Source organism: Corynebacterium sp. HMSC074A09, from assembly GCF_001811545.1.
Classification (GTDB): domain Bacteria; phylum Actinomycetota; class Actinomycetes; order Mycobacteriales; family Mycobacteriaceae; genus Corynebacterium; species Corynebacterium hiratae.
The window spans coordinates 22,157-44,645 of sequence record NZ_KV805156.1 but is presented as its reverse complement, the minus strand read 5'-3'; the positions used below and the strand labels follow the sequence as shown (position 1 = coordinate 44,645).

Genomic DNA, 22,489 nt, shown 5'->3' with positions numbered 1-22,489 from the left:
GCTTCTGGGTGCTCCTAGCTAGCGGGCGAGGCGGCGGGCAGCGGCGGCAAACATGTCGCCGCGTTGGCTCATTCCGGTGTACATGTCCAACGATGCCGCAGCGGGCGCCAAAAGTACGGTATCGCCGGCTTCGGCGTGTTGCACGGCGGCGCTCACGGCCTGGTCCATAGCGATCTGCGGGTCATGACTGTCCACGATGACGAGAGGCACGTGGGGTGCCGCCTTGACGAGGGCCTGGGCCAGCACGTGCTTGTCGACGCCCACCAGAACCGCCGCCTTCAGCCGCGCAGCGTGGGTACGCAGGAGGTCCGAGACATCTGCGCCTTTGAGCTGACCACCGGCGACCCACACCACGGAGTCAAGACCACGCATGGCCACCTCCGCGGCGTGCGGATTCGTCGCCTTGGAATTGTCGATGTAGGTCACGCCACCATGACGGTGGACAACCTCACCGCGGTGCCCGGCCACCACGTAGGCGTCGAGGCCCTCCGCGATGGACTCAGGCTGAGCGCCGGCAAGCGCGGCAACCGCCGCGGCAGCAGCGGCATCCAGCACCCCAGCAAGACCTGCGGGCTGGATGGTGGTGACATCCTCCACCACTGCCGCGTGCAGTCCGGCGACCTCATTGACCACGAGGCTGCCGGCGCTCACGCCGACTTCGCCCGGGGCGGGCTCGGCGTGGGTAAAGGCGGTGGCGCTGGATAGAGAGGCGGCAAGCGCTCGAACGTGCTCGTCGTCCTTTCCATAAACGGCGTGCGTGCCGCGCAAGATCTTCGCCTTATCCGCCGCGTAGGCCTCGAAGGAGCCGTGCCAATCGAGGTGGTCATCGGCGAGGTTGAGCAGCGCTCCCACATCCGGGCGCAGCTGGGAGGCCCAGTGCAGCTGGAACGAGGACAGTTCCGCGACGAGGATATCCACGCGGGGCTCGGCGGCCAGGGCATCAAAAGACGAGACCCCGATATTTCCTACGGCCTGCGCGCGCTGCCCGGATCGCTGCTCGTCAGCGGCCATGATGGCAGCGAGCATCCCCGTCGTTGTGGTCTTGCCGTTGGTACCTGTGATCGCGAGCCAGCGGCGGGAGGGCCCAAATACCTCTGCCTGGTCAAGGCGGTAGGCCAGCTCCACGTCACCGATGACCTCAAGGCCGCGGGAAGCTGCGGCGGCGAGCAACGGCGAATCCGGGCGCCACCCCGGCGAGGTCACGACGAGGGAGTAATCCGACAGGTCTACTGCTGCTGTGTCCACGGTGGCAACGTCGAGCTCGGCGGCGAGGCGAGCGCGGGATTCCTGGTTTCCATCAGCCACCGTGACGTCCACGCCTAGGTGGTCCAGGACCGCAGCACAGCCGCGGCCGGAAACGCCGGCACCGGCGATGAGGACCCGGCCAGAGAGGAAGTCGGGGCGCGTCATGCGCCGACACCTATACCTGTGGAGGTCAGCCATTCACCGTAGAAGATGGCCACGCCGGCCATCGCCGCCATCGCGGCCAGCAACCAGAAACGGACAACCACAGCAGTCTCCGCCCAACCGCCGTTTTCAAAGTGGTGATGGATCGGGGCCATGCGGAAGAAGCGCTTGCCGGTGGAATGGAAGACCACGATCTGAATGACAACGGACACCGTCTCGATAACGAACAGGGCGCCGATAATCACCATGAGAAGCTCGGTACGGCTGGTGACCGAAATGCCGGCAACCAATCCGCCGAGCGCCAGGGAGCCGGTGTCTCCCATGAAGATCTTGGCGGGCGCGGCATTCCACCATAAAAAGCCGAGGCAGGCACCGAGGCCCGCCGCCGCGAGCACGGCGAGATCGAGGGGATCGCGCACCTGGTAGCAGCCTGCCGCAAAGTTGGTGGCGCAGGAATAGCGGAACTGCCAGAAGGTCATCAGCGAGTAGGAGCCCATGACAATCGCCGTCACTCCTGCGGCAAGACCGTCGAGGCCGTCGGTGAGGTTGACCGCGTTCGACCACGCCGCAATGAGGAAGTACATGAAGATCAAGAACACGATGGTTCCGATCACAACGCCGCCAACCGCAAAGTCGAAAGTTTTCAAATCGCGGATGAACGACAGCTTGGTGGAGCCAGGAGTCAGGCCCGCATCATTGGGGAAACGCAGCACAAGAAAGCCAAAGAGGAGGGCCAGTACCAGCTGGCTGACCAGCTTCGCGGTCTTGTTGAGACCTAGGTTGCGCTTCCGGAAGAGTTTGATGAAGTCATCCGCAAATCCCACCGCGCCCAAGCCCAGCGTCAGTCCGAGGACGAGCAGACCCGAAGCAGTAAACCCCCCGTGGCCCGTCAGCATTCCATAAAAACCAACCACGAGATAAGCCACCAAGATACCGGCCAGAATAGCCAGGCCGCCCATCGTCGGCGTACCCCGCTTCCGCAGGTGGGACTTGGGTCCGTCCTCGCGGATCTCTTGACCGCGACCGGAGTCGGAAAAGTATCGGATGAGAACCGGGGTGGTAAAGATCGCCACGAGGAAGCTAACCGCACCAGCGATGATGATCTGAGTCACGAGCTTGAAGTCCTTTCTAGCGGCTAGCTGTGGTTCAGCTGCTCCGCGACCAACCAGAGGCGCTGGGCATTGGAGGCCTTAATCAAGACCACGTCCTTAACGCTACGGCTAGCCCAATCATCGACCCCTGCCGGGGCCGCGCGCAGAATGCCGTCGACCGCCCGAGCGGCAGCCGCGGCATCGGCGCACACCATTGTATTTATACCTTGCTGCGCAGCCGCCTCAGTCATTGCCCGACAGTTGGGGTTCTCCCCCACCGCGACGAGGTGCTCCACGTGGTATTTGGCCAATATCTCCCCGAGCTGGCGGTGCGATTGTTCGGCATCGCTGCCGAGCTCTCCCATCTCACCAAGCACCGCGATGGAGCGGGCATCGGGGCGTGCTGCTGCGGTATAGGCCAAGGCGGCAATCGCCGCGCGCATCGAATCCGGGTTGGCGTTGTAGGAATCATCAATGATGGTGACGCCATCGCGGCGCGTGCGCACGTCCATGCGGTGCTCGGAGGCTAGGCGGTGCCCAGACAGCGCAGCCGCTACCGTGGCTGCCGATACCCCCAGCTCGATGGCTGCGGCTGCCGCGGCCAGTGCATTAGACACCTGGTGGGAACCAAATACCTGCAGCTTCACTGCAACTGGCTCAGCGTTGGGGCTGTGGAGGACAAAGGAGGGGCGGGCCACGTCATCGAGCTCGATGTTGGTGGCATAGTACTGTGCCGCCGGCGCGCCGCCGCGGCGGTTATCCGTGGAGTAGTACACCACTTTGGCCCCCGTGCGCGTCGCCATTGCGGCGACGAAAGGATCGTCGGCGTTGAGGACGGCCACACCGCCCGCTTCCGCGCTCGGCAGAGCCTCCACCAGCTCTCCCTTGGCCTGCGCGATATTCTCGCGCGAGCCAAACTCGCCGAGGTGCGCGGAGCCGACGTTAAGGACCACGCCGACGCGCGGAGCGGTGATTTCGGTGAGGTGGCGGATGTGCCCGATACCGCGGGCCGACATCTCCGCCACGAGGTAGCGCGTGTGCTCATCACAGCGCAGAGCCGTATACGGAAGCCCAATTTCATTGTTGAAGGAGCCGGGCGGGGCGACGGTCTCCCCCACCTCGCGGAAGATGGTGGCGATGAGGTCCTTGGTCGAGGTCTTGCCCGCCGATCCCGTCACTCCCACGATGGTCAAATCCTGCTCTGTCGCCAGCCGCTGCGTTACTGCGCGGGCCAGCGCGGACAACGCCTCGACGACGGCGGCGGCGGAGCCATCGACATCGTTGGCATAGATATCGGCGTTGGCTCCGTCACCTTCTACGCGTCCGCGCGGCTCCACGACGATGGCGGGTACACCCACCGGCCGGGCAGCCAAGACGGCGACGGCTCCCTTCTCCACCGCGGTGTGGGCGTAATCGTGGCCATCGACGCGGGCTCCGGGCAGTGCCACGAAGAGTCCACCCGGAGTGACCTTGCGAGAATCGAACTCAACAAAGCCGGTCACTGGGGTCTCTGGCTCGTCGACGCTATCCAGGCGGCCGCCCGTGATCTGAGCTATCTCAGCGAGGCTTAACGCAATCATGCTTGCTCCTTGGATTCTTCGGTACTCAGGGTAGTCGCTGTCATCGCGGCATCAAGTGCACGCGCCATCTCTTCGCGGTCGTCGAAGTGGTGGACGGTATCACCAATCAGCTGTCCTACTTCGTGGCCCTTGCCGACGACGATGACGGCATCGCCCGGCTGTGCCCACGCCACGACCTCGTCGATGGCTTTGGCACGGGAGCCGACCTCCCGGATATCGGCCTCCGGGTTCGCTTCGCGCGCTCCCGCGAGCACTGCCGCGCGGATAGCTGCTGGGTCCTCGGTGCGGGGGTTGTCATCGGTGATCACGACCATATCGGCGCCCTTCGCAGCAGCCGCCCCCATGAGCGGGCGCTTGGAAGAATCGCGGTCACCTCCCGCGCCGACGACAATGCCGATCCGGCCGCTGCTGCCTTCCAGCTGCGCACGCAGGGTATCGAGGACCGCGGCGACCGCAGCTGGCTTGTGCGCATAATCGACCACGGCGACAAACTGCTGGCCGCGGTCGATGCGCTCCATGCGGCCCGGAACCGCCACCTTTTCTACGCCTTCCAAGAAGACGCGCGGCTCGATGCCACTGGCTGCGGCCATGCCGGTGGCCAAGGCCGCATTGGCGATGTTGAAAGTGCCCGGCATGGGCAGCCGGAATTCATAGGAACCAGCGTGCTCTCCGGTGGACACCGTCAGCTCCACCTGCTGTGCGCCGGTGGCCTCAGTGCTGAGTTGGCGGGCGGTGATGTCCGCCTCGGTGGCCTCCGCGCTCGTGGACACTGTCATGACCGGACGCGCCGCGGCGCGCTGCGCCATGCGTCGCCCCCACTCGTCGTCGACACAAACAACGGAGCGGTCGGCGGCCTGGGGACCGTCGAAAAGCATGGCCTTCGCCTCGAAGTAATCCTCCATCGTAGGGTGGAAGTCGAGGTGGTCCTGGCTCAAGTTAGTGAATCCGCCAACGGCAAAGCGCGTTCCCTGGACGCGGCCCAGGGAAAGCGCGTGAGAGGACACCTCCATGACCACGTGCGTTACCCCTTCGTCCACCATGCGGGCGAAGAGCTCTTGCAATGTGGGGGCCTCTGGAGTCGTCAGCGAGGTAGGCACCGGCTCCCGGTTAATGCGAGTGCCCGTGGTGCCGATCAGGCCCACCGACAAGCCCGCGTGCAAAAGCCCCGCTTCCAGCAGGTAACTCGTCGTAGTTTTACCGGACGTACCCGTCACGCCAAGAATGGTGAGCTTTTCAGTGGGGTGCCCATAGATCTCCGCGGAAACGTGTCCGAGGATGGCGCGGATATCCTCGACCACGAGAAGTGGGCGTGTTTCTCCCGCTTCGGCAAGGATGCGTTGGCCTTCCGGGTCGGTCAGAATCGCGGCTGCTGCGGTGTCTGCGGCATAGCGTGCGCCATGAACGCGCGTTCCCGGAAGCGCAGCGAAGAGTCCACCAGGTGGCAGGGTTGCAGAGTTTAGTCCGCAGGAGCCCACGGTGGTCGAGGCATCCCCGATCACGGTGCCCGAAGAAATTTCTGCTAAACGATCAAGGCTGATGCTGCTGGTCACGGTGCGTCCTCTTCTCTATCTCTGTAGGTTATTCGCGGCCGGAGCTATCTATTCGGCACGCAAGGTCAGGTGCGGTGCTGGTGGGGAAGGCGGAATATTGTCACGATCAAGCAGCCAGGATGCGATATCACTGAACACAGGCGCTGCAGACTGGCCGCCGGAGCCATCGTCGTTGACACCGGATTCGGGCTCGTCCAGCATGACTGCGACGACAAAGCGGGGATCGTCGGCAGGCGCGATGCCCGCGAACGTGATCCAGTACTTGGAGTTCGAGTATGCTCCCGTCTCCTCGTCGACCTTTTGCGCGGTACCAGTCTTGCCGGAGAGCTGATAGCCCTCGATCTGCGCGTTGCCGGCTGTACCGTTGTTCAGCCCCTGCGGATCCTCCTGGAAGACCGCACGGAACATGTCCACGACAGTGCGCGCAGTTTCGGGACTGACCACGCGGGTGGTCTCGGGCTTCTCTAGTTCTTCCTTAGTCCCGTCAGGCGCGGTGATCGAATCAATGATGCGCGGCTCAATGCGCTCACCGTCGTTGGCCAGGGTCTGATAGATGGAGGCCAACTGCAGGGCAGTCCATGACTGGCCCTGGCCGATGGGCAGGTTAGCGAAGGTACCGCCGGACCACTGCGAACGGTCAGGTACGAGGCCTGGAGACTCGTTGGGCAGCTCAATGCCGGAAGTCTGGCCGAGGCCGAACTTCTTGAGGTAGTCAGCGTATTTATCCTGGCCAAGACGATCTGCCAACATCAACGTTCCCACGTTCGATGACTTACCGAAGACGCCCGTCGTGGTGTAGGGCTCAACGCCGTGCGGCCAGGCATCGTTCACAGTCACCCCAGCCATGTCGATGGAGCCGGGAACCTGGAGGACCTCATCGGGGTTGGTGAGGCCCTCCTCAATGGTTGCCGCGGCGGTGATGATCTTTGCCACCGAACCCGGCTCAAAGGGGTGGGATACGGCGAGGTTGTCGAAGGTCTTATCCTTCTCCAGCTGCTTTTCGATGTCCTTGTTCGGGTCGATGGTGCCGGTATTCGCCATAGCCAGAACCTGACCCGTGGCGGCATCCAGAACGACTGCCTCGGCGCTCTTTGCCTTCGAATTAGCCTTGGCCTTTTCCAGCTTCTGCTGAACGTAGGTCTGCAGATCCAGATCGAGCGTCAACGTGACGTTCTTGCCGTCGGTGGTGGGCACCTGATCGCGAAGGGTACCGGGAATGACCTGACCGCTGGCTGAAACGTCTTCGGTGGAGCTGCCGTCAATACCCGTCAGTGTGGTATCGCCGGAGGCCTCAAAGCCGAACTGGCCTTGGCCGTCCATGGATACCTTGCCGATGACGTTCTCTGCGATAGCACCATTGGGGTACTGGCGGATCTGCTGCTCATCAGCGGCGAGACCGTGGTAGTCCTCGGAGATGGCCACCGCGACATCCGGATCGACGTTGCGCACGAGGACCTCATATTGAGTATCGGCACGGAGCTTGTCCATGATTTGCTCCGAATCCACGTCCCCGGCATCGATGCCGGCTTCCTTCAGTTTGTTCGGGATGCCCTCCGACATGTCAGTGAGCCGCTCTGTCACCTTGTCGTCGAGGAAAGCCTCTTTGGCATCGGGTGCCAACGACTCAAAGTGAGCCTCGCCGGCGGCCTTTTGCTCTTCCTGTTCACGGAGCTCATCTCGCAGGCGCGTAGGTGACACGGTCAAGGATCGGGCGCGCATCGTGTAGGCCAACCGCTGGCCGTCGCGCGCGAGGATCTCGCCGCGCCCGGCCGTATCGACATAGACGCGGGTTCTCTGCGCAGCGGCCTTCGCCGCCAAGTCAGGTCCCCACACTATCTGGACCCACGCGAGGCGCCCCATCCACGCCAGCATCACCACGAGCAGCAAAGCCGCGATGACGTGTACACGACGGCGCATCGTCTTCTGCTGGCTCATGAAGGGCTTGCCGGTGCGCGGATTCCGTGAACGGGTCGCGGGAACGACGCGGTCGGCGTCGTAACGCTGCCGTGGTTGGTGAGAGGTACCGCGCGGTTGGGCGGCACGGGCGGCGGAAGCGCGCCTCGGGCGCGGGCCACCGGAGTGTGGTGGGGTCACACGTCACCTTTCTGTCTGCAGCGAAGATGGGTCAATAATCAGTGGTTCATCCCGAATTGTGCCCTATTATCGCCGCCCGCCCACGCAGGCACGCGCGGAGCGGGGATGGAATCTACCCGCGGGCGGCGTAGGGAGCCTGGGCCGGGATGTCCGGCAGTTCTACGTTCCCTTCGGCCGGCTGTCCGTCATTGGTGGATTCACCGCTGTCTGGGTGGCTGTCCGAACGAGACGCACCCGACTCGGCGCCTTCGCGCTCGCGGTTCCTCTCGCTCAGCGTCGGACGGGCGTTCAGGTTATCGGATACGTTCGCCGTCGCGTGTGGGTCACTCGAGGCCTGACCCGGGCGGACCGGTTCGCCGTTTACGTCGATGACAGATTCCATATCCGGGGTGGCTTCGCGCTTCTGTTCCACGTTTCCGTCTGCGTCGACTTCCACTACGCCAGGCTGAACCGGGACGCCCATCTTGGCCTCGTGGGCGCGGCGGGCGACGTCCGACGCCGAACGCACGTTCTCCAAGTCTCGGTTCAGAGTCTCCAGCTGGTTATCGAGCGTGGATTCGTGGGCAGTAAGCTCCTGAATCTTAAAGGTCTGGGACGTCGACAGGCCGGAGAGCCACATCGCCGCAGCCACACCAGTGATGAGCAGGCCAATGGCGATGAAAGAAAGGCGAGCGAAAAGGCCAGTAACCCGCGTGGGCTGTACGACGCGGCGCCCACGATTGCTCACTACCTGCTTCGAACCGAGGCGGTTCCCTCGCAGACCCGTTCCGACCCGGCGGGCGGGCACAGTACTGCGATGCGGCGTGCGACTGGGCAACGGGGTGGTGCGGCGCCCCCGCTCCAGCAGCGCGGTTCCCTGACCGGAGAAATCAGATCCGGTGGTGAAATCGCGGCTAGCTCCCATGGTGTGGGTCCTCTCGTGGTCGCGGTGGTACGTTGCCTGTGCGGTTCGGTCTCTCAGCGTCATGGCCTACCTCCCGGTTCATGAAAAGACGGACTGCCCTCGAGGCGCTCGAGTGCGCGTACCCGGACGGACGCTGCCCGCGGGTTCTCTGCAATCTCCTCCTCGCTCGCCTTCTCCGCGCCACGCGTCACGCTGGAATAGTGCGCCGCCGTGCCCGGAAGGTCCATGGGAAGCCCCGGCGGAGTCGTCGAGGTGCTGAGCTTGGTGAAGGCATGCTTGACGATGCGATCTTCGAGCGACTGGTAGCTCATGAACACCGCGCGGCCGCCGACGGACAGGGCATCCGTAATCACGGGAATGACCTGTTCGACCGCCTCAAGCTCGCGGTTGACCTCAACGCGCAGCGCCTGGAAGGTGCGCTTCGCGGGGTGGCCACCGGTGCGACGCGTCGCTGCGGGAATCGTGGCGTACAACAGCTCAACCAAGCGGGCTGAGGTAGTAAAAGGTTCCTTTTCTCTTTCCTTTATTACTGCCGAAGCAATCTTGCCGGCAAAGCGCTCATCGCCATAGGTTTTGAGGATGCGGGCGAGGTCACCGTGGCTATAGGTGTTGAGTACGTCGGCGGCAGTCATTCCCTGGCGCGGGTCCATGCGCATATCCAGCGGGGCGTCGGTCTTGTACGCAAACCCACGCTCCACCTGGTCAAGCTGCATGGAGGACACACCCAGATCAAACAATGCCCCTGCAATGCCGTGTTCTCGCGCGATAGAAAAAATCTCATGGTCACCCTGCGCAATGGCACGACCGACCTCATCGAAGCGAGCGTTGACGCCGACGAAGCGGTCGGCGAAGGGGGTGAGACGTCGAGAAGCACTGCTCAACGAGGCGGAGTCACGGTCCACACCGATAATTCGCGCGTTAGGAAAGCTGTTGAGGAAGTATTCGCTGTGGCCACCAGCCCCCAAGGTGCCGTCCACGATGACGGCGTGCTCCCCCGCTGCTTCGACGGCCGGAGCAAGCAGCTGAGCCATACGCGCACGCATAACGGGGACATGGCCGTGGTTGTCATTCACGTCATAGGTAATGGTGCCGTTGTGGTCCACAGTTGCTGTCCCCCTTTCCATTCAGGCGCCTGAGGCCGCTATCAGATCTGTTCGATAAAAAATCGAGTGCGTATAGGGCCCTGTCCGAGGAAGGGTTCTGATGTCGGGGAAGTACACCAGCTCATCCTCCTCGGGCAGAGTCCATACACGCACTCTCTGTGTGCCAGGAAGCTCTACAGCAGCCCGGCAAGTACGTCATCGGCGTCTGCCGCCGAGTAAGCGTCTTCAGTTTGCGCCTGGTATTCAGCCCACGCGGCTGCGTCCCAGATTTCGAGGAAGTCAACCGAGCCCACAACTACGCATTCCTTCGTCAGGTTTGCGTACTCACGGTGCCCTGCGGACAGTGTGATACGCCCGTGCCCATCGGGACGTTGCTCGTCCGCACTCGCTGCCAAGTTACGGATGAACGCACGCGCTTCTGGGTTGGTACGTGACACGGCCGCCGCTTTCCTAGCTCGCGCCGCGAACTCCTCCCGCGGGTATACCGCGAGCGAATGATCCTGACCTTTGGTGACCATGAGGCCGCCAGCCAGTTCTTCGCGAAACTTTGCCGGAAGCGTGAGCCGTCCTTTGTCATCGAGCTTGGGAGTGTAGGTGCCGAGAAACATCCCCGGGTCCACCTTCCTGTCACTCGAAAACTCCGGATTCCTCTCGCGACAAGAGAGCAACTCTCCTCCGCTACGCCCCACTCTACCCCACTTTCCCCCACCACCCACACCTTTATCGCCGCAACAATCTGCGTGTCGCAATAAATGCGCAGCTCATAAGCAGTTTTTCCAGTGGGAAGTTTTCCCAGACTTCCCTTGACACACCCCTCAAACAGTCCCCACTTCCACTAGTTCACTTGCGCACCTTTGACCCCTTAAGGCGAGTTTCGCCCCATAGTCCCCAATTTCCTGCCGCTTTTGTCGCTTTCACGCGCCCCAAAGGGACACTCCCCCACCACACCCCGCCGATCCCTAGGCCAAGTGGGACAAAGTGGGGAATCTTGGTGGGGCAAAGTGGGAAATGCGGGAAAATCACGCAGAGAACGCGGCGCCGCCGAGGTCATTGGCAATTCCGGGCGATGTTCTTGCGTCGGTCCCTTGGAGAAGGGCGGAGCGCATTCATACCTAAGCGCCTAAGCGGATGCCACGCTCGAGCTTTCCCCATGGCACCCACGGCCCGCCCGTGACCGCCGCGCAGCACTTCCCCCAAGCTTTTGCGGATGAGGCGGTGCAGCAATCGCATGAGGGCTTTACTTCGATCGTTGAGAGTTCTACCCTGAGGCCTCCACAACGAAACTCTCGCCGATCAACGCCGCCTTCGTTCGCGCGTCGGAATTGGCAGACCGCTCGCCAAAGCAACTCCCCCGTGTGCCACACACCCTGTATGCGATGGCCAATGTCATCGTGCCACAGCCCTCCGACTCTCAGTAGAGCGGAGGGCTGCTGGTACGTTTCTTGGGCTTTATGCGTTCTTAGAGCTTAGTTTCCTTCGAAACGGCGGCGGAAGCTATCTTCAAGGCGGTTTCCAACGTCACTGCCAGCCTTCCTAGACTGCTTGTTGCGCCGCTTAGCGGATGCTGGTGCGCCGGCGGCAACCAGAGAATCTTCCGAATTTCCGCGCAGCATCCACACACCGGATCCAAACATGACCAAAAAGCCAAGTACGGAGAGGATAACGAACCACAGGGACTGCTGGGCCAACGCGATTCCGCCCACCATCATGCACAGACCGACAACGATTAAGGCCACCCCACGGAGGGTGATGGCACCCGAGTTGCCGCCGAAAGAAGTTTCACCGGACACAGACGCGCCAAAATCAGGATCGTTGGCCAGCAACGATTGTTCAATTTCACGCAGCGCTTGCTGTTCGTGCTCAGAAAGGGCCACAGCGTCCTCCGTAATGATTTGGGTTTAGGTAGTGGAACTGGGAACTATGTTTACTACCTCTATAACGTCAAGGATAGCGAGATAGTTCCCACAAAGACAGTCCATAGTTTTTGGGCATCCCTGCACCCCTGCTACCGGAGCAATCACGCCCTCACTAGGCGGCCAGCCCACCGAAGCCCAGCTCAGATTCGGTCGCGTCCACGTAACGTGTGGCAAGCGCCAAGTACTGGTAGACCGTATCCGCAGCGGGCACCGGATCCATTCCGGAGGCCACGCGCGAGCGCACGCGGGAATAGTCTGTGAATTCTGCGGCCCATTGAGCATCCGCCGGACCGATAAGAGCTACCTGCTCCCATGCAGAGGTAGGCAAGCGCCGACGGCGCGACACCGCAGACGCCGCCACACGCGCGCCCGCAGCACGAAGCGAGGCGCGGTATGCCATTTCAAGAGCGTCCTCGAACCGCCCCTCCGCAGCGCTACGGCGCGCATCCACCAACAGATCCAACGCTTGACCGAGGAAGCGGTCACGGCGCACGCGCTGCATCGCCTCCCTGTTCCGGCCCCGAGCCGCTGCCGTTGCTGAAATTACCTGTGCCATAACCTCTCCTCCTTGGGCTGCTTCCTGAGCTTGTCAATGAAGACTGTGCTGTTGACTTTCTGCTGCTGTTCGCTGATGAGACTCACCGTAAAACCACCTTCGTACATCCACCTCTAATTTTAGTTCATGTGTTCGATTTAAACAATAGGGATGGGCGATATTTCTTCTCTTTTCGAACACGTACTCTGACTCCATGGCGGTTGGATGTGCAGAAGATAGTTTCTCTGTGCGCTTTCACATGCCTGAAGAATCTGCTGTTATTAGAGATGTGAGTTACACGCTGCGCCGCCTAAGCCCCCAAGAGTTCGCCATTGCTGTCCCGCGCTTGGTGGATATCTACATCGCGGCAATGGGCTATAGCCAGTCAGTGCGCGACGTCTCTATCTCGCGGTGGCGCGCAGATCTCATACGCCCAGGGTTTTCCTGCGTCGCGGCCACCACCGACTACGGCATTGCAGGCTTTGCCTACGGATTCTTTGGCTCTCCGGACACGTGGTGGGACAAACAGCTTCGCCGAGCGCTCACCGCCAGTGGCGGACCGACCCCGGAACAAGAAGACATTCTCCACAACTATTTCGAGCTGGCGGAGATTCACGTGCTGCCTGAAGAACAGGGTCGCGGCTTAGGGCGCGCACTGCTCGAAGCCTTGGCGTGGAACCTTCCCGCGCGCTACATCCTGCTTTCCACTCCGGAAGTTCCCAACGAGGCAAACTCCGCCTTCGGCCTCTACCGCAAGATGGGATTTAGTGATTTCCTTCGCCAGCTCTACTACCCCGCCGATGCGCGCCCCTTCGCCATCCTGCAATCGACGGTGCCGCTGACACCAGCCGACACCGCTTAACCTGGCGGCAAGCCGGCATAGCTACCCAGGTAAAGTAGCAGGCGTGACTACACCGCAGATACCTTCCTTGAACGACATCCCCGCAGCCGTGCGCGAGGAGCTTAAGCTTTTCTTGGACAGTCAGCGCGACGCCATCGCGGCCATCGGCTCTCCGGTGGCCGACGCGATCTCCTATTTGGATTCCTTCGTCCTGGACGGCGGCAAGCGCATTCGCCCCCTCTACGCGTGGGCAGGTTTTGTCGGTGCGCACGGGCTCGACGGCACTGAGTCCCCGCAGGCAATGCTCCGCGCTGCCTCGTCCTTGGAGTTCATTCAGGCTTGTGCACTTATCCACGACGACATCGTGGATGCTTCCGATACCCGGCGCGGCAACCCCACTGTCCATCGCGGCGTTGCTGCTCGCCACCGCGAGCTCGGGCTCAGCGGCGACGCTGATTTCTTCGGGCAATCGCTGGCCATCCTCATCGGTGACATGGCCCTGGTCTGGGCGGAAGACATGCTTCAAGATTCCGGCCTGAGCCCCGAGGCGCTGGCGCGCGCCCGCGCACCATGGCGGGCGATGCGCCGCGAAGTCATCGGCGGCCAGATTCTGGACATCTCCCTGGAAGCCGCCGGCTCCGAGGACGCCACGTTGGCGGACTCGGTGAACCGGTTCAAGACTGCCGCGTACACCATCGAGCGCCCCCTCCATCTGGGCGCCGTTATAGCGGGCGCACCCGAGAAACTCGTTGCTGCCTTCCGCGGTTACGGCCAGGACATCGGCGTCGCCTTCCAGCTGCGCGATGATTTGCTCGGCGTCTTCGGTGACCCGGCTATCACCGGCAAGCCCGCCGGAGACGATCTGCGCGAAGGCAAGCGCACGGTTCTGTTGTCGCTGGCCCTACAGCGCGCGGACGCCACCGATCCCGCAGCCGCCGCTGAGCTTCGCCGCCTCATCGGCCAGACGGAGGACCCCGCAGACATTGCCCGCATGGCGCAGATCATTGCTGATTCCGGTGCGCCGGACGTCGTCGAGCAGCGCATCAGCGATCTCACGCGTTCCGGCCTCGATCATCTGCACAACGCGCAGGTTGACCCCGAGGTCACAGCGGTTTTGGAAGAACTTGCTCACAAGTCCACGGCCCGCCGGATGTAGCATGGCTCGCTCCGCATCCACGCGCGTGCCCCTGCGCATTCCCCATCCCCTGCCACTGGGCATCGTCTCTGCGATCGTCCTGGCGCTCGCCTCCTTCTCCGGCGGCGCGACCCGGAATCGCGGAGGTTTTCTTGAGGCGCTCAACATCAGCTTCCTTGCCTATGGCCACGGCCGCAACATTGGCATGGTCCTCTACTGGGTTGGCCTGTTTGGCCTCGTCGCCGCATGGGTGTTGGCGGGCCGCCACTTCATTGCCCCACAGCTCAAGAACCCGCAACCAGACGGCGCACTGGCAGACATCCGCCGGATGTTGATCTGCTGGGTCACCCCGCTGCTGTGCGCCGCACCGCTGGCTTCCCGGGACGTGTACTCCTACCTGATGCAAGGCGCGATGGTGCGCGATGGTTTCGACCCCTACGTCGAGGGCGCAGCCGTTAACCCCGGTCCCTTCCTGCTTGAGGTCTCTCACGACTGGCGCAACACCACTACGCCCTACGGGCCGCTACACCTGTGGATGGGCAACGGGGTAACCCACCTGGTGGGCGATAACGTTGCTGCGGGCATCATCGTCTACAAGGCAATTTCCGTCCTTGGTTTTGCAGCCATCGCCTGGTCAATTCCACGCCTAGCCCGAAGCATCGGCGGCGATCCCGCCCTAGCACTCTGGTTGGGAGTGGCGAATCCGGTGATGGTTTTGCACCTCATCGGCGGCATGCACAACGAATCAGTCATGGTGGGGCTGGTATCGCTGGGCCTTCTCGCTGCTGTGCACCACAAGTTCCACCTCAGCCTCATACTCGTTGGCGTGGCAGTGTCCCTCAAGGCCACCGCCGTCTTCGCCGCGCCGTTCATCGTGTGGCTCATGCTGCATCACTGGGCGCCGAAGGGAACGAAGCCGCTCAAGCGCGTCGGGTTCTTCCTACTATCCGGCGTTATCGCCGTGGCGGAGGTCGCGTTGGCGGTGGCGGCGATCACATGGGCGTCGGGAAGCTCGTGGGGTTGGCTGTCTCAGATCAGTGGTAATTCTAAGGTCATCAACCCCTTGGCCGGCCCCACCTTGCTTGCCGATATTCTCGTTCCGCTCATCCAGGTCTTCTCCCCCGATACCACCTATAACGGCGTGCTCACCGTGCTGCGCTCGGCCGCGATGCTCCTGATGCTCCTGGGCCTTGTCCTTGTGTGGTGGTGGGGGCGCACGGGCGTGCGCCGCGCCATTGCCGCCACGGCCGCGGCCTACCAGGTGGCGTTCGTCTTCAACTCTGTGACGCTGCCGTGGTACTACGCCTCAGTACTCACGCTCATGGGAACCTTTCGCCCACCACTACCGCTCATCAAGCTCACCACCGGCGCAGCTCTCTTTATTGGTGTGGCCTTCGCCGGCGACGGTAATCACCAGCTCTACAACTGGTTCTGGGTGATTGCCATGGTGGTCGTGGCATGGTTGGCCACACAGTGGATTTTCGATGGTGTTCCACGCACCGCCGCTGAACCAACTGCGCCTGGTGCTGATGCGCCGTCTAAAACGCCGAAGCCTGCGCGCGCCGTATAACCTCCCGCGCGAGGTGGCCGTGCAGCGCGTCGATGGGGCGGCCCGGTAGGGACTCGTCCTCGGTAAAAAGATGCGCCAGGATCTCGTTGTCACCCCAGCCGTTGTCCGAAAGAACAGTGATGACGCCGGACACGTGCTTGGAAATGACGCCCTTGGCATTGAAAAACGCTTCCGGGACGAGGCGCTGGCCTTCGGCGTCCCGCCACGCGATGAACTTCCGGGCATTGAGCAGATCGAAGACGCGAGTAATGGGCAGATCGAGTTTTTCAGCTACCTCTTTAAGCGTCAGCAGCTTCTCTCCGGCGAGAAGTTGCGGAAGCTCGGGATGGGAATTCTCTTCAGGGTTCGCAGAATTAGTCACAGACACAACTGTAGCGGGATCACACTTTGAGGAGAGGATCGACCATACTGGAACCCATGACAAGGCTGAACGTGGGCGACATTCTTGAAGGACGCTACCGCATTGATCAGCCGATCGCTCGCGGCGGCATGTCCACTGTGTATCGCTGCGTGGACATGCGTTTGGGCCGCGCAGTAGCTGCCAAGGTGATGGATGAGCGCTATCACGACGACCCCGTCTTCGTCACCCGCTTTAAGCGCGAGGCCCGCGCGATGGCGCAGCTGAGCCACCCCAATCTCGTCGCCGTGCATGACTTTTCCGCGGATGGTTTGCCCATCTATCTCATCATGGAGCTCATCACCGGCGGCACGTTGCGCGAGCTCCTTGCGGAACGCGGACCCATGCCGCCGCACGCTGCGGCCGGCGTGATGCACTCGGTCTTGGCCGGGCTCACCGAAGTCCACCACGCCGGCCTCGTGCACCGCGATATCAAGCCGGATAACGTTCTCATCACCGATAACCACCGAGTCAAGGTGGGTGACTTCGGCTTGGTGCGCTCCGCAAAGGCGGAGCATGATAGCTCCGGCCAGATCGTCGGCACCGTCAGCTACCTCTCCCCCGAGCAAGTCACTGGCGCGGATATCACGCCGGCTTCCGATGTCTACTCGGCCGGAATCGTCCTGTTCGAGTTGCTGACGGGCACAGTCCCCTTCCACGGTGATACCCCGCTTGCGCACGCCACCGCGCGCGTGCACGCGGATGTGGTGGCACCATCTTCACGCATTGAGGGGGTGCCGATGCTTTTCGACGCCCTCGTGGCCACCGCCACCGCACGTAACCCAGCCGAACGCTTTGCAGACGCGGGTGAATTCCTGGATGCTTTGGATGACGTTTCCCGGGAGCTGCAACTGCCACAGTTCACGGTCCCCGTCCCGCGAAACTCGGCCGCCGCACGTACCGCTGCAGTACCTACAGACTTTTCGGGAACAGACAATACGCGTGTCTTCGAAGCGACCTCTGCAATCCCCTCGCCCGATTCCCCCACGCGTGAAACACGGGCGGAAACCCGCGAGGACGCTTTCCCCCTGCCTGCCGCACCGGTAGACACCCCGGCGCCCTCCCCCGCCGTGCCAGAACCATATGCGGCCGGGGCCGAAGAGGAGCCGGAGGAACGTCCGTTGAGCAACCGCAGCGCGGTCGGGCTCATCGGGTTCCTCGTCCTCGTCGGCCTCGCCACCTTGGCTGTCGCCGTGGCCGCCTGGTGGTTTGGCTCCGGAGAATACGGCACCTGGCCGATTCTCTGGAGGCCGTACTAGTCTGCGCAGCTAGACGCTGCGCAGACTCTAGTTGCGCAGCATTTCTGCGATGAGGAAGGACAGCTCCAGCGATTGCTGGGTGTTCAGGCGCGGGTCCACGGCAGACTCGTAGCGACCCGGCAGGTCCACGTCCGTGATGTCCTCAGCGCCGCCGAGGCACTCGGTGACGTCCTCACCGGTGAACTCCAGGTGCACGCCGCCCGGGTGGGTACCCAGCTCGCGGTGCACCTCGAAGAAGCCCTGGACCTCGTCGACGATCTTGTCGAAGTGGCGGGTCTTGTAACCGTTCGACGCCGTGAAGGTGTTTCCGTGCATCGGATCGGACTGCCACACCACCTTGTGGCCGGAGTCCTCCACTGCCTTGATGATCGGGGGCAGCACGGAGCGCACCTTATCGTGGCCCATGCGCGCGATCATGGTGAGGCGGCCGGGCTCGCGGTTCGGGTCAAGCTTCTCCGCGTACTCCACTGCCTGCTCCGGCGTCACGCCGGGGCCAAGCTTGATTCCCACGGGGTTGCCGATGATGGAAGCAAACGCCACGTGGAAGTCGTCGAGACCACGGGTACGCTCACCAATCCACAGCTGGTGCGCGGACAGGTCATAAAGCTTGGTCTCGCCGTTAGAGTCCGTACCCAAGCGCAGCATGGAACGCTCGTAATCCTTCAGCAAGGCCTCGTGGGAGCAGTAAATCTCCGCCGAACGCAGGGTCTCATCCGACACCCCACAGGCGTTCATGAAGGCCAGGCCGTTTTCAATCTCATCAGCCAAGGCCTGGTAGCGAGCACCCGCCGGGGAGTTGGCCACGAACTCTCGGTTCCATTCGTGGAGGCGGTACAGGTCCGCGGTTCCGGAGTGCGTCAGCGCGCGAACCAGGTTCATTGCCGCCGAGGAGTTTGCGTAGGCGCGAATCATGCGGGCGGGATCGTGACGGCGGGATTCCTCGTTGGCCTCCACGCCGTTGACGATGTCACCGCGGTAGTTGTACAGACCGTTGGCATCCAGATCGGAGGAACGCGGCTTGGCGTACTGGCCGGCAATACGGCCCAACTTCACCACCGGAGTGGAAGCGCCGTACGTCAAGACGACGGCCATCTGCAGCAGCGTCTTGATGTTGCCGCGGATGTGCGGTTCCGTGTTGGACTCAAAGGTCTCCGCGCAGTCGCCTCCCTGGAGAAGGAAGGCGTTGCCCAAGGCGACGTCGGCAAGTTTGCGCTTGAGCTCCTCAATCTCGGGGGCCACGACGATCGGTGGGACGGATTCCAGGATCTTTCGCACGTTATCAGCCTGCAGCTGATCCCAGCTGGGCTGCTGCTTTGCCTCGCGGGCAATGGCGTCCTGGAACTTCTCATTGATCCCCTCCGGCAGCGGCGGCAGATCAGGAAGTACTTCTTTGGGAATATCTACTGTCCAACTCACACCCAGTATTTAACCATCTTGGGCCTGTCGCGCGTTAGTTAATGGACTTTTAGGTCACGGTATTAATTCACGATTAGCTCACGCGGTTGCCCCGAGTCAGCGGCAAGTGCTGCTCACAGATGCGAAACTTGGCCAGGTTATGGCGGGCGTCGACCAACGCGTCGTGGTTACCGTTAGGCACGGGAGGTAGCTTGGGACGGCCGGCGAACTCCCAATACTGCTTCAGCTCCCGGGTGTAGCGCGGCATCCCCTTGGGCAGGCTGGCCATGTCCCCCCATAGTTGCGCAAGAACCACGTGGTCATAAGCCCCTACCCAGGCCCACAGTTCGATGGGGGTAGAGTGGCGGCCCAAGAATTCCAGGAGATCCTCGCGGATGGTCTCACGCGATTTCCAGACCGGATCCGCCGGGCTCGGGAGCTTGTCCAGCACATTGTCGCGTACCCACGCGTTGGCCTTGCCCGGATCGAAGTCAGTAGATACCGCGTAGTACTCGCTTCCATCTTCTCCGACAACGCCGATGGAGACCAGCTCAATGGTCGATCCGTCCTCGATGAACTCGGTGTCGTAGAAGTAGCGCACGCCCCGTATCCTAGTCTGCTGCCTAGAGGAGCCGTGCCACTGGGGGCCTATACTCAGCTGCGTGAAGAAAGCTCTCTCCTCGTCCCTCCTTCCTCTCCTTCTGGTGGGGCTGGCAACGGTGCCGTGGACTATCCATCTTGCGGCCTCACTAAACAGCGGGGGAATTGTGCCGTTTTACCACGTTGACCTCGATGTCTACCGAGAGGGAGGGCAGGCCCTGCTCCGCGGGGAGAATCTCTACGCGCAAAGCTACGTTCTCGGCAACGGAGTGTCGCTGCCTTTTACTTACCCGCCTTTTGCTGCAGCGCTCTTTGCCTTGGTGTCGTGGATGCCGCTGTGGCCGCTATCTCTCCTTCTTACTGCGGCGTCGCTCGGTGCGCTCTGGGCATGTCTCTACGCCGTTATCTCGCGGTGCTGCGACGTTGACCGCCCCGACTGGTGGGCCACGTGGGCGCTGCTCGCCTGCGCACTCACCGAACCGATTACCGAGAATTTCAGCTTCGGCCAAGTGAATCTCCTGCTGACCGCGGCCGTCGTTGTCGACTGCCTGCTGCTCAGACCACGCTCCCCGTGGCGAGGTGTGCTGACCGGCATTGCTATGGCGATCAAGCTCACCCCGGCGGTCTTCCTCGCGGTCTTTTTCGTTCGCCGCGACTGGCGTGCCCTCGCCACGGCGATAGGTGCCTTCATCGCCTGCGGTGTGGTGGGCTACCTCGCCTCCCCTGCAAGCTCTGCGGCGTACTGGACTGACATCCTCCGGGACTCCTCCCGAATCGGCACGCTGTCCTATTCCAGCAACCAATCCCTCCGAGGCTTGCTCAGCCGTGTTAGTCCCGAGGAAGCATCGGGCCTGTGGTTGATTGGCTGCGCTCTCATCGTCGCAGTCTTGTGGTGGGTCATGGAGCACACATCCTCAGAGATAGAACTCGTGTTACTGGCCTCCACGGCGGCGCTGCTGTGCTCCCCGGTCTCATGGTCCCACCATTTCACGTGGCTGTGCCTAGCCGCGGTCTACCTCACCGCGCGCCGCTGCTGGTTCCTCGCAGGCCTCACGTGGTTCGTGCTGCTAGCCCGCGGCCACTGGCTTGTCCCGCACGGCGAGCAGCTGGAACTGGAGTGGTCCTGGTGGCAGCAGGCTCCAGGTAACGACTATTTCTTTGTCGTGGCGTTCCTTGTCGCAGTGAGTTTCTGGCTCAAGCTCAAGCCCGCCGAGGGCGGTTCCGTGGTTCGCCTACTCGTACCGATCGGCGGCGGCTTCAGCGTCCAGCCCACAACGGGCACCTTGCCCAAGGCCCACAGGACCAACGACGCAATCGCGCAATAAACAAAGCACATGCTGAGCCAGAACCAGGTATTTTCTAACGGCCACTGGCCTGCCAGGCTTACCTCGCGCGGGTTGAGCGCCATGGGGTAGCCATAGAGGACGGTAAGTCCAATGGGGTGACCGAGGTAGATGGGCAGCGTGTGGGAGCCGATAAACCGCAGTCCGGTGGATAGGACCGGTATATAGGACACGGCCACCGCCACCGCAATTCCCACCGGAACCTCGAAGAACTGCTCTACCATGCGCACGAGAATATGGACGTCATCTCTCACCAGCGCCTCCGTGCCTGGCAACAACCACGTGACCTCGACGGCCCCAGCGTAGCTATCCCACGTGCGGCGGATAAAGAACCCGATGGCGTAGGCCCCAACCATGCCGGAATACGCCCAAAAGCTCCGGTAATCCCACTCGCCTTTGAAGGGAGCCTCGATAGCGGAAGCGAAGGCGGAGATTGCATCCCGGAAACAAGCAGCGGCGACAAAGACAGGAAGGAACATAATGGCCTTCGCGATCGAGGTGAACTGTGCCTGCCATGCGATGAACAGAATAGGGCTAAAACTCAGCGCTAGCGCCGCCCACCCGGGGAGCTTGCGTACGCACCACAGAAAAAGATTAAACAGAATCAGTGAATGCAGGAACCACGCCATGGAATGGCCCACGAGCAGGCTGGCCGTCATCTGGCTGAAATCGAAAACGGGATCCCCGAATACCCAGTGGTACTCCACGCGCTTGGTCTGCTGTTCAACCAGCATCCACACCACATAAGGAACAAGGAAGTACCACAGGCGGCGAGTAAAGAGTTCTGCGAAGCTAAAGCGAAAAACCTTTTGCGCGAAGAACCCGCTCACCAAAAAGAACAGGGGCAGGCGCAGTGGGTCGAGCCACACGTTGAAAGCGGCCAACCACGTGTCCTTCGATTCTGGAACCGTAAGCGTGATGTGCAACAGCACGACGCCCAGGATGGAAATCCCTTTTGCTACATCAGGCCACGCTAAGCGTTGAGACGGGGAGGAAGTCACTGACTACCGCGCCTCCGAACTGGGCTCGGCCCCTTCCGGGTAGCCGTGCCCAGCTTGCAGGGACGCCTTCACGTCGGAGGCATAGACGTCGACGTACGGCTCACCGGACAGCTCAGACAACTGCTTCATCACGTAGTCCGTGAAAGCACGCACGGTGGCGTGATCCTGCGGATCAAGGTTGCGCTCAGCGGCCCATGCGTGGGGGTCGATGGGTTCGCCAACGCGCATGCCGACACGCACCGGACGCGGAACCCACGAACCGATTGGATTAGCCTTACGGGTGTTGAGCATGGCGATCGGTATTACTGTCTCACCGGTGGTTAGCGCGATGCGGGCCATACCGGTGCGTCCCTTGTAGATGCGCCCATCGGGCGAACGAGTCCCCTCCGGGTAAATACCGAAGAGATCCCCGCGGCCCATAATTTTTTGTGCGCTCACCAGCATCGCGTCACCGGCGTCCTTGTTGACGCGATCAATCGGCACCTGCCCCACGGAGCTAAAGAACCACTTTTGCAGGCGGCCAACGAAACCGGGGGTGGTGAAGTACTCACTCTTTGCCAAGAAGGTGATCTGCCGCGGGCACAACAGCGGGAAGTAGAAGGAGTCCATCACCGCTTGATGGGAGGATGCCAAGATTGCCGGACTAGACTCCGGGATGCGATCCATGCCTTCGGACCATGGGCGGTTCCACACTCGAAGGGCCGGGCCGAAAAAGATGTGCTTAAAGGCCCAGTACCACTTGTTTCGCATCGCTTATAGTCCTATCTG

General features: G+C 62.2%; 19 protein-coding genes and 1 pseudogene. 5 read left to right on the top strand and 15 right to left on the bottom strand.

The annotated features are described in order from the left end of the window. Nucleotides 1-18: 18 nt before the first annotated feature. The 10 genes from murD to HMPREF2807_RS09830 all read right to left on the bottom strand — a co-directional run bounded on the left by murD (nt 19) and on the right by HMPREF2807_RS09830 (nt 12,201). Entirely contained in the window at nt 19-1,410 is a 1,392-nt protein-coding gene (gene murD, locus HMPREF2807_RS09875; protein WP_070512459.1) for a UDP-N-acetylmuramoyl-L-alanine--D-glutamate ligase, read from the bottom strand. Then, nucleotides 1,407-2,519, bottom strand: coding sequence for a phospho-N-acetylmuramoyl-pentapeptide-transferase (mraY, locus tag HMPREF2807_RS09870; protein ID WP_049155252.1), 1,113 nt, complete (start codon nt 2,517-2,519; stop codon nt 1,407-1,409). The genes murD and mraY overlap by 4 nt, the downstream gene beginning before the upstream one ends. Nucleotides 2,520-2,542: 23 nt before the next feature. Then, the gene (murF, locus tag HMPREF2807_RS09865; RefSeq protein ID WP_049155250.1) at nt 2,543-4,078 is read right to left on the bottom strand and encodes a UDP-N-acetylmuramoyl-tripeptide--D-alanyl-D-alanine ligase; all 1,536 of its coding nucleotides are present in this window, start codon (nt 4,076-4,078) and stop codon (nt 2,543-2,545) included. Next, complete coding sequence (locus tag HMPREF2807_RS09860) at nt 4,075-5,628, bottom strand: UDP-N-acetylmuramoyl-L-alanyl-D-glutamate--2,6-diaminopimelate ligase (RefSeq protein ID WP_049155248.1); 1,554 nt, start codon at nt 5,626-5,628, stop codon at nt 4,075-4,077. Before HMPREF2807_RS09860 ends, murF begins: the two co-directional genes overlap by 4 nt. A gap of 48 nt (nt 5,629-5,676) precedes the next feature. Next, nucleotides 5,677-7,545, bottom strand: coding sequence for a peptidoglycan D,D-transpeptidase FtsI family protein (locus HMPREF2807_RS09855; RefSeq protein WP_049155442.1), 1,869 nt, complete (start codon nt 7,543-7,545; stop codon nt 5,677-5,679). Between the two features lie 289 nt (nt 7,546-7,834). Further along, nucleotides 7,835-8,689 carry a cell division protein FtsL gene (locus HMPREF2807_RS09850; protein ID WP_049155246.1) on the bottom strand — a complete coding sequence of 285 codons (855 nt, stop codon included), beginning with the start codon at nt 8,687-8,689 and terminating at the stop codon, nt 7,835-7,837. Continuing rightward, complete coding sequence (rsmH, locus tag HMPREF2807_RS09845) at nt 8,686-9,729, bottom strand: 16S rRNA (cytosine(1402)-N(4))-methyltransferase RsmH (RefSeq protein WP_070512456.1); 1,044 nt, start codon at nt 9,727-9,729, stop codon at nt 8,686-8,688. Before rsmH ends, HMPREF2807_RS09850 begins: the two co-directional genes overlap by 4 nt. Nucleotides 9,730-9,902: 173 nt before the next feature. Next, the gene (gene mraZ / locus HMPREF2807_RS09840; protein WP_046647963.1) at nt 9,903-10,337 is read right to left on the bottom strand and encodes a division/cell wall cluster transcriptional repressor MraZ; all 435 of its coding nucleotides are present in this window, start codon (nt 10,335-10,337) and stop codon (nt 9,903-9,905) included. An 858-nt stretch (nt 10,338-11,195) separates the two neighbouring features. After that, nucleotides 11,196-11,603, bottom strand: a complete 408-nt coding sequence (locus tag HMPREF2807_RS09835; RefSeq protein ID WP_070512453.1) for a DUF3040 domain-containing protein — start codon at nt 11,601-11,603, stop codon at nt 11,196-11,198. Between the two features lie 154 nt (nt 11,604-11,757). Further along, nucleotides 11,758-12,201, bottom strand: a complete 444-nt coding sequence (locus HMPREF2807_RS09830; protein ID WP_046647958.1) for an SAV_6107 family HEPN domain-containing protein — start codon at nt 12,199-12,201, stop codon at nt 11,758-11,760. A gap of 268 nt (nt 12,202-12,469) precedes the next feature. Between HMPREF2807_RS09830 and HMPREF2807_RS09825 the strand changes: the two genes are divergently transcribed. From HMPREF2807_RS09825 to HMPREF2807_RS09815, 3 genes are read left to right on the top strand one after another with little or no spacing between them, the layout of a single operon-like run. After that, nucleotides 12,470-13,042, top strand: coding sequence for a GNAT family N-acetyltransferase (locus tag HMPREF2807_RS09825; RefSeq protein ID WP_070512448.1), 573 nt, complete (start codon nt 12,470-12,472; stop codon nt 13,040-13,042). Between the two features lie 43 nt (nt 13,043-13,085). Next, nucleotides 13,086-14,177 (top strand): polyprenyl synthetase family protein, encoded by a 1,092-nt coding sequence (locus tag HMPREF2807_RS09820; RefSeq protein WP_070512446.1) that lies wholly within the window; start codon nt 13,086-13,088, stop codon nt 14,175-14,177. A gap of 1 nt (nt 14,178) precedes the next feature. Beyond that, nucleotides 14,179-15,726 (top strand): alpha-(1->6)-mannopyranosyltransferase A, encoded by a 1,548-nt coding sequence (locus tag HMPREF2807_RS09815; RefSeq protein ID WP_070512443.1) that lies wholly within the window; start codon nt 14,179-14,181, stop codon nt 15,724-15,726. Here HMPREF2807_RS09815 and HMPREF2807_RS09810 read toward each other — a convergent pair. Further along, nucleotides 15,695-16,087: an Rv2175c family DNA-binding protein gene (locus HMPREF2807_RS09810; protein ID WP_369816152.1), complete on the bottom strand. Its 393-nt coding sequence runs from the start codon at nt 16,085-16,087 to the stop codon at nt 15,695-15,697. The genes HMPREF2807_RS09815 and HMPREF2807_RS09810 overlap by 32 nt on opposite strands. A 56-nt stretch (nt 16,088-16,143) precedes the next feature. Here HMPREF2807_RS09810 and HMPREF2807_RS09805 point away from each other — a divergent pair, with 56 nt between their 5' ends. Next, a complete protein-coding gene (locus tag HMPREF2807_RS09805; protein WP_070512437.1) occupies nt 16,144-17,382 on the top strand; it encodes a protein kinase domain-containing protein in 1,239 nt (412 codons plus the stop codon). A gap of 27 nt (nt 17,383-17,409) precedes the next feature. Here HMPREF2807_RS09805 and HMPREF2807_RS09800 read toward each other — a convergent pair whose 3' ends face one another. Together HMPREF2807_RS09800 and HMPREF2807_RS09795 are read right to left on the bottom strand one after the other, a co-directional pair. Continuing rightward, complete coding sequence (locus HMPREF2807_RS09800) at nt 17,410-18,798, bottom strand: class II 3-deoxy-7-phosphoheptulonate synthase (protein WP_070512434.1); 1,389 nt, start codon at nt 18,796-18,798, stop codon at nt 17,410-17,412. 73 nt (nt 18,799-18,871) lie between these two features. After that, nucleotides 18,872-19,378: a polyadenylate-specific 3'-exoribonuclease AS gene (locus HMPREF2807_RS09795; protein ID WP_070512431.1), complete on the bottom strand. Its 507-nt coding sequence runs from the start codon at nt 19,376-19,378 to the stop codon at nt 18,872-18,874. 61 nt (nt 19,379-19,439) lie between these two features. On the opposite strand from HMPREF2807_RS09795, the pseudogene HMPREF2807_RS14225 reads away from it, so the two are divergent. Then, nucleotides 19,440-20,333, top strand: a pseudogene (locus HMPREF2807_RS14225) (glycosyltransferase family 87 protein); the annotation flags it as partial. A 194-nt stretch (nt 20,334-20,527) separates the two neighbouring features. Here the strand turns inward: HMPREF2807_RS14225 and HMPREF2807_RS09785 are convergent. Continuing rightward, the gene (locus HMPREF2807_RS09785; RefSeq protein ID WP_232751662.1) at nt 20,528-21,652 is read right to left on the bottom strand and encodes a hypothetical protein; all 1,125 of its coding nucleotides are present in this window, start codon (nt 21,650-21,652) and stop codon (nt 20,528-20,530) included. Nucleotides 21,653-21,724: 72 nt separating this feature from the next. After that, complete coding sequence (locus HMPREF2807_RS09780) at nt 21,725-22,471, bottom strand: lysophospholipid acyltransferase family protein (RefSeq protein ID WP_070512424.1); 747 nt, start codon at nt 22,469-22,471, stop codon at nt 21,725-21,727. Nucleotides 22,472-22,489 lie beyond the last annotated feature (18 nt).

What these genes read in the sequence shown, in the direction of transcription:
- murD (WP_070512459.1), bottom strand. Translation starts at nt 1,410, where the DNA reads ATGACGCGCCCCGACTTCCTCTCTGGCCGGGTCCTCATCGCCGGTGCC.
- murF (WP_049155250.1), bottom strand. Translation starts at nt 4,078, where the DNA reads ATGATTGCGTTAAGCCTCGCTGAGATAGCTCAGATCACGGGCGGCCGC.
- HMPREF2807_RS09855 (WP_049155442.1), bottom strand. Translation starts at nt 7,545, where the DNA reads ATGCGCCGTCGTGTACACGTCATCGCGGCTTTGCTGCTCGTGGTGATG.
- HMPREF2807_RS09850 (WP_049155246.1), bottom strand. Translation starts at nt 8,689, where the DNA reads ATGACGCTGAGAGACCGAACCGCACAGGCAACGTACCACCGCGACCAC.
- mraZ (WP_046647963.1), bottom strand. Translation starts at nt 10,337, where the DNA reads ATGTTTCTCGGCACCTACACTCCCAAGCTCGATGACAAAGGACGGCTC.
- HMPREF2807_RS09830 (WP_046647958.1), bottom strand. Translation starts at nt 12,201, where the DNA reads ATGGCACAGGTAATTTCAGCAACGGCAGCGGCTCGGGGCCGGAACAGG.
- HMPREF2807_RS09815 (WP_070512443.1), top strand. Translation starts at nt 14,179, where the DNA reads ATGGCTCGCTCCGCATCCACGCGCGTGCCCCTGCGCATTCCCCATCCC.
- HMPREF2807_RS09805 (WP_070512437.1), top strand. Translation starts at nt 16,144, where the DNA reads ATGACAAGGCTGAACGTGGGCGACATTCTTGAAGGACGCTACCGCATT.
- HMPREF2807_RS09780 (WP_070512424.1), bottom strand. Translation starts at nt 22,471, where the DNA reads ATGCGAAACAAGTGGTACTGGGCCTTTAAGCACATCTTTTTCGGCCCG.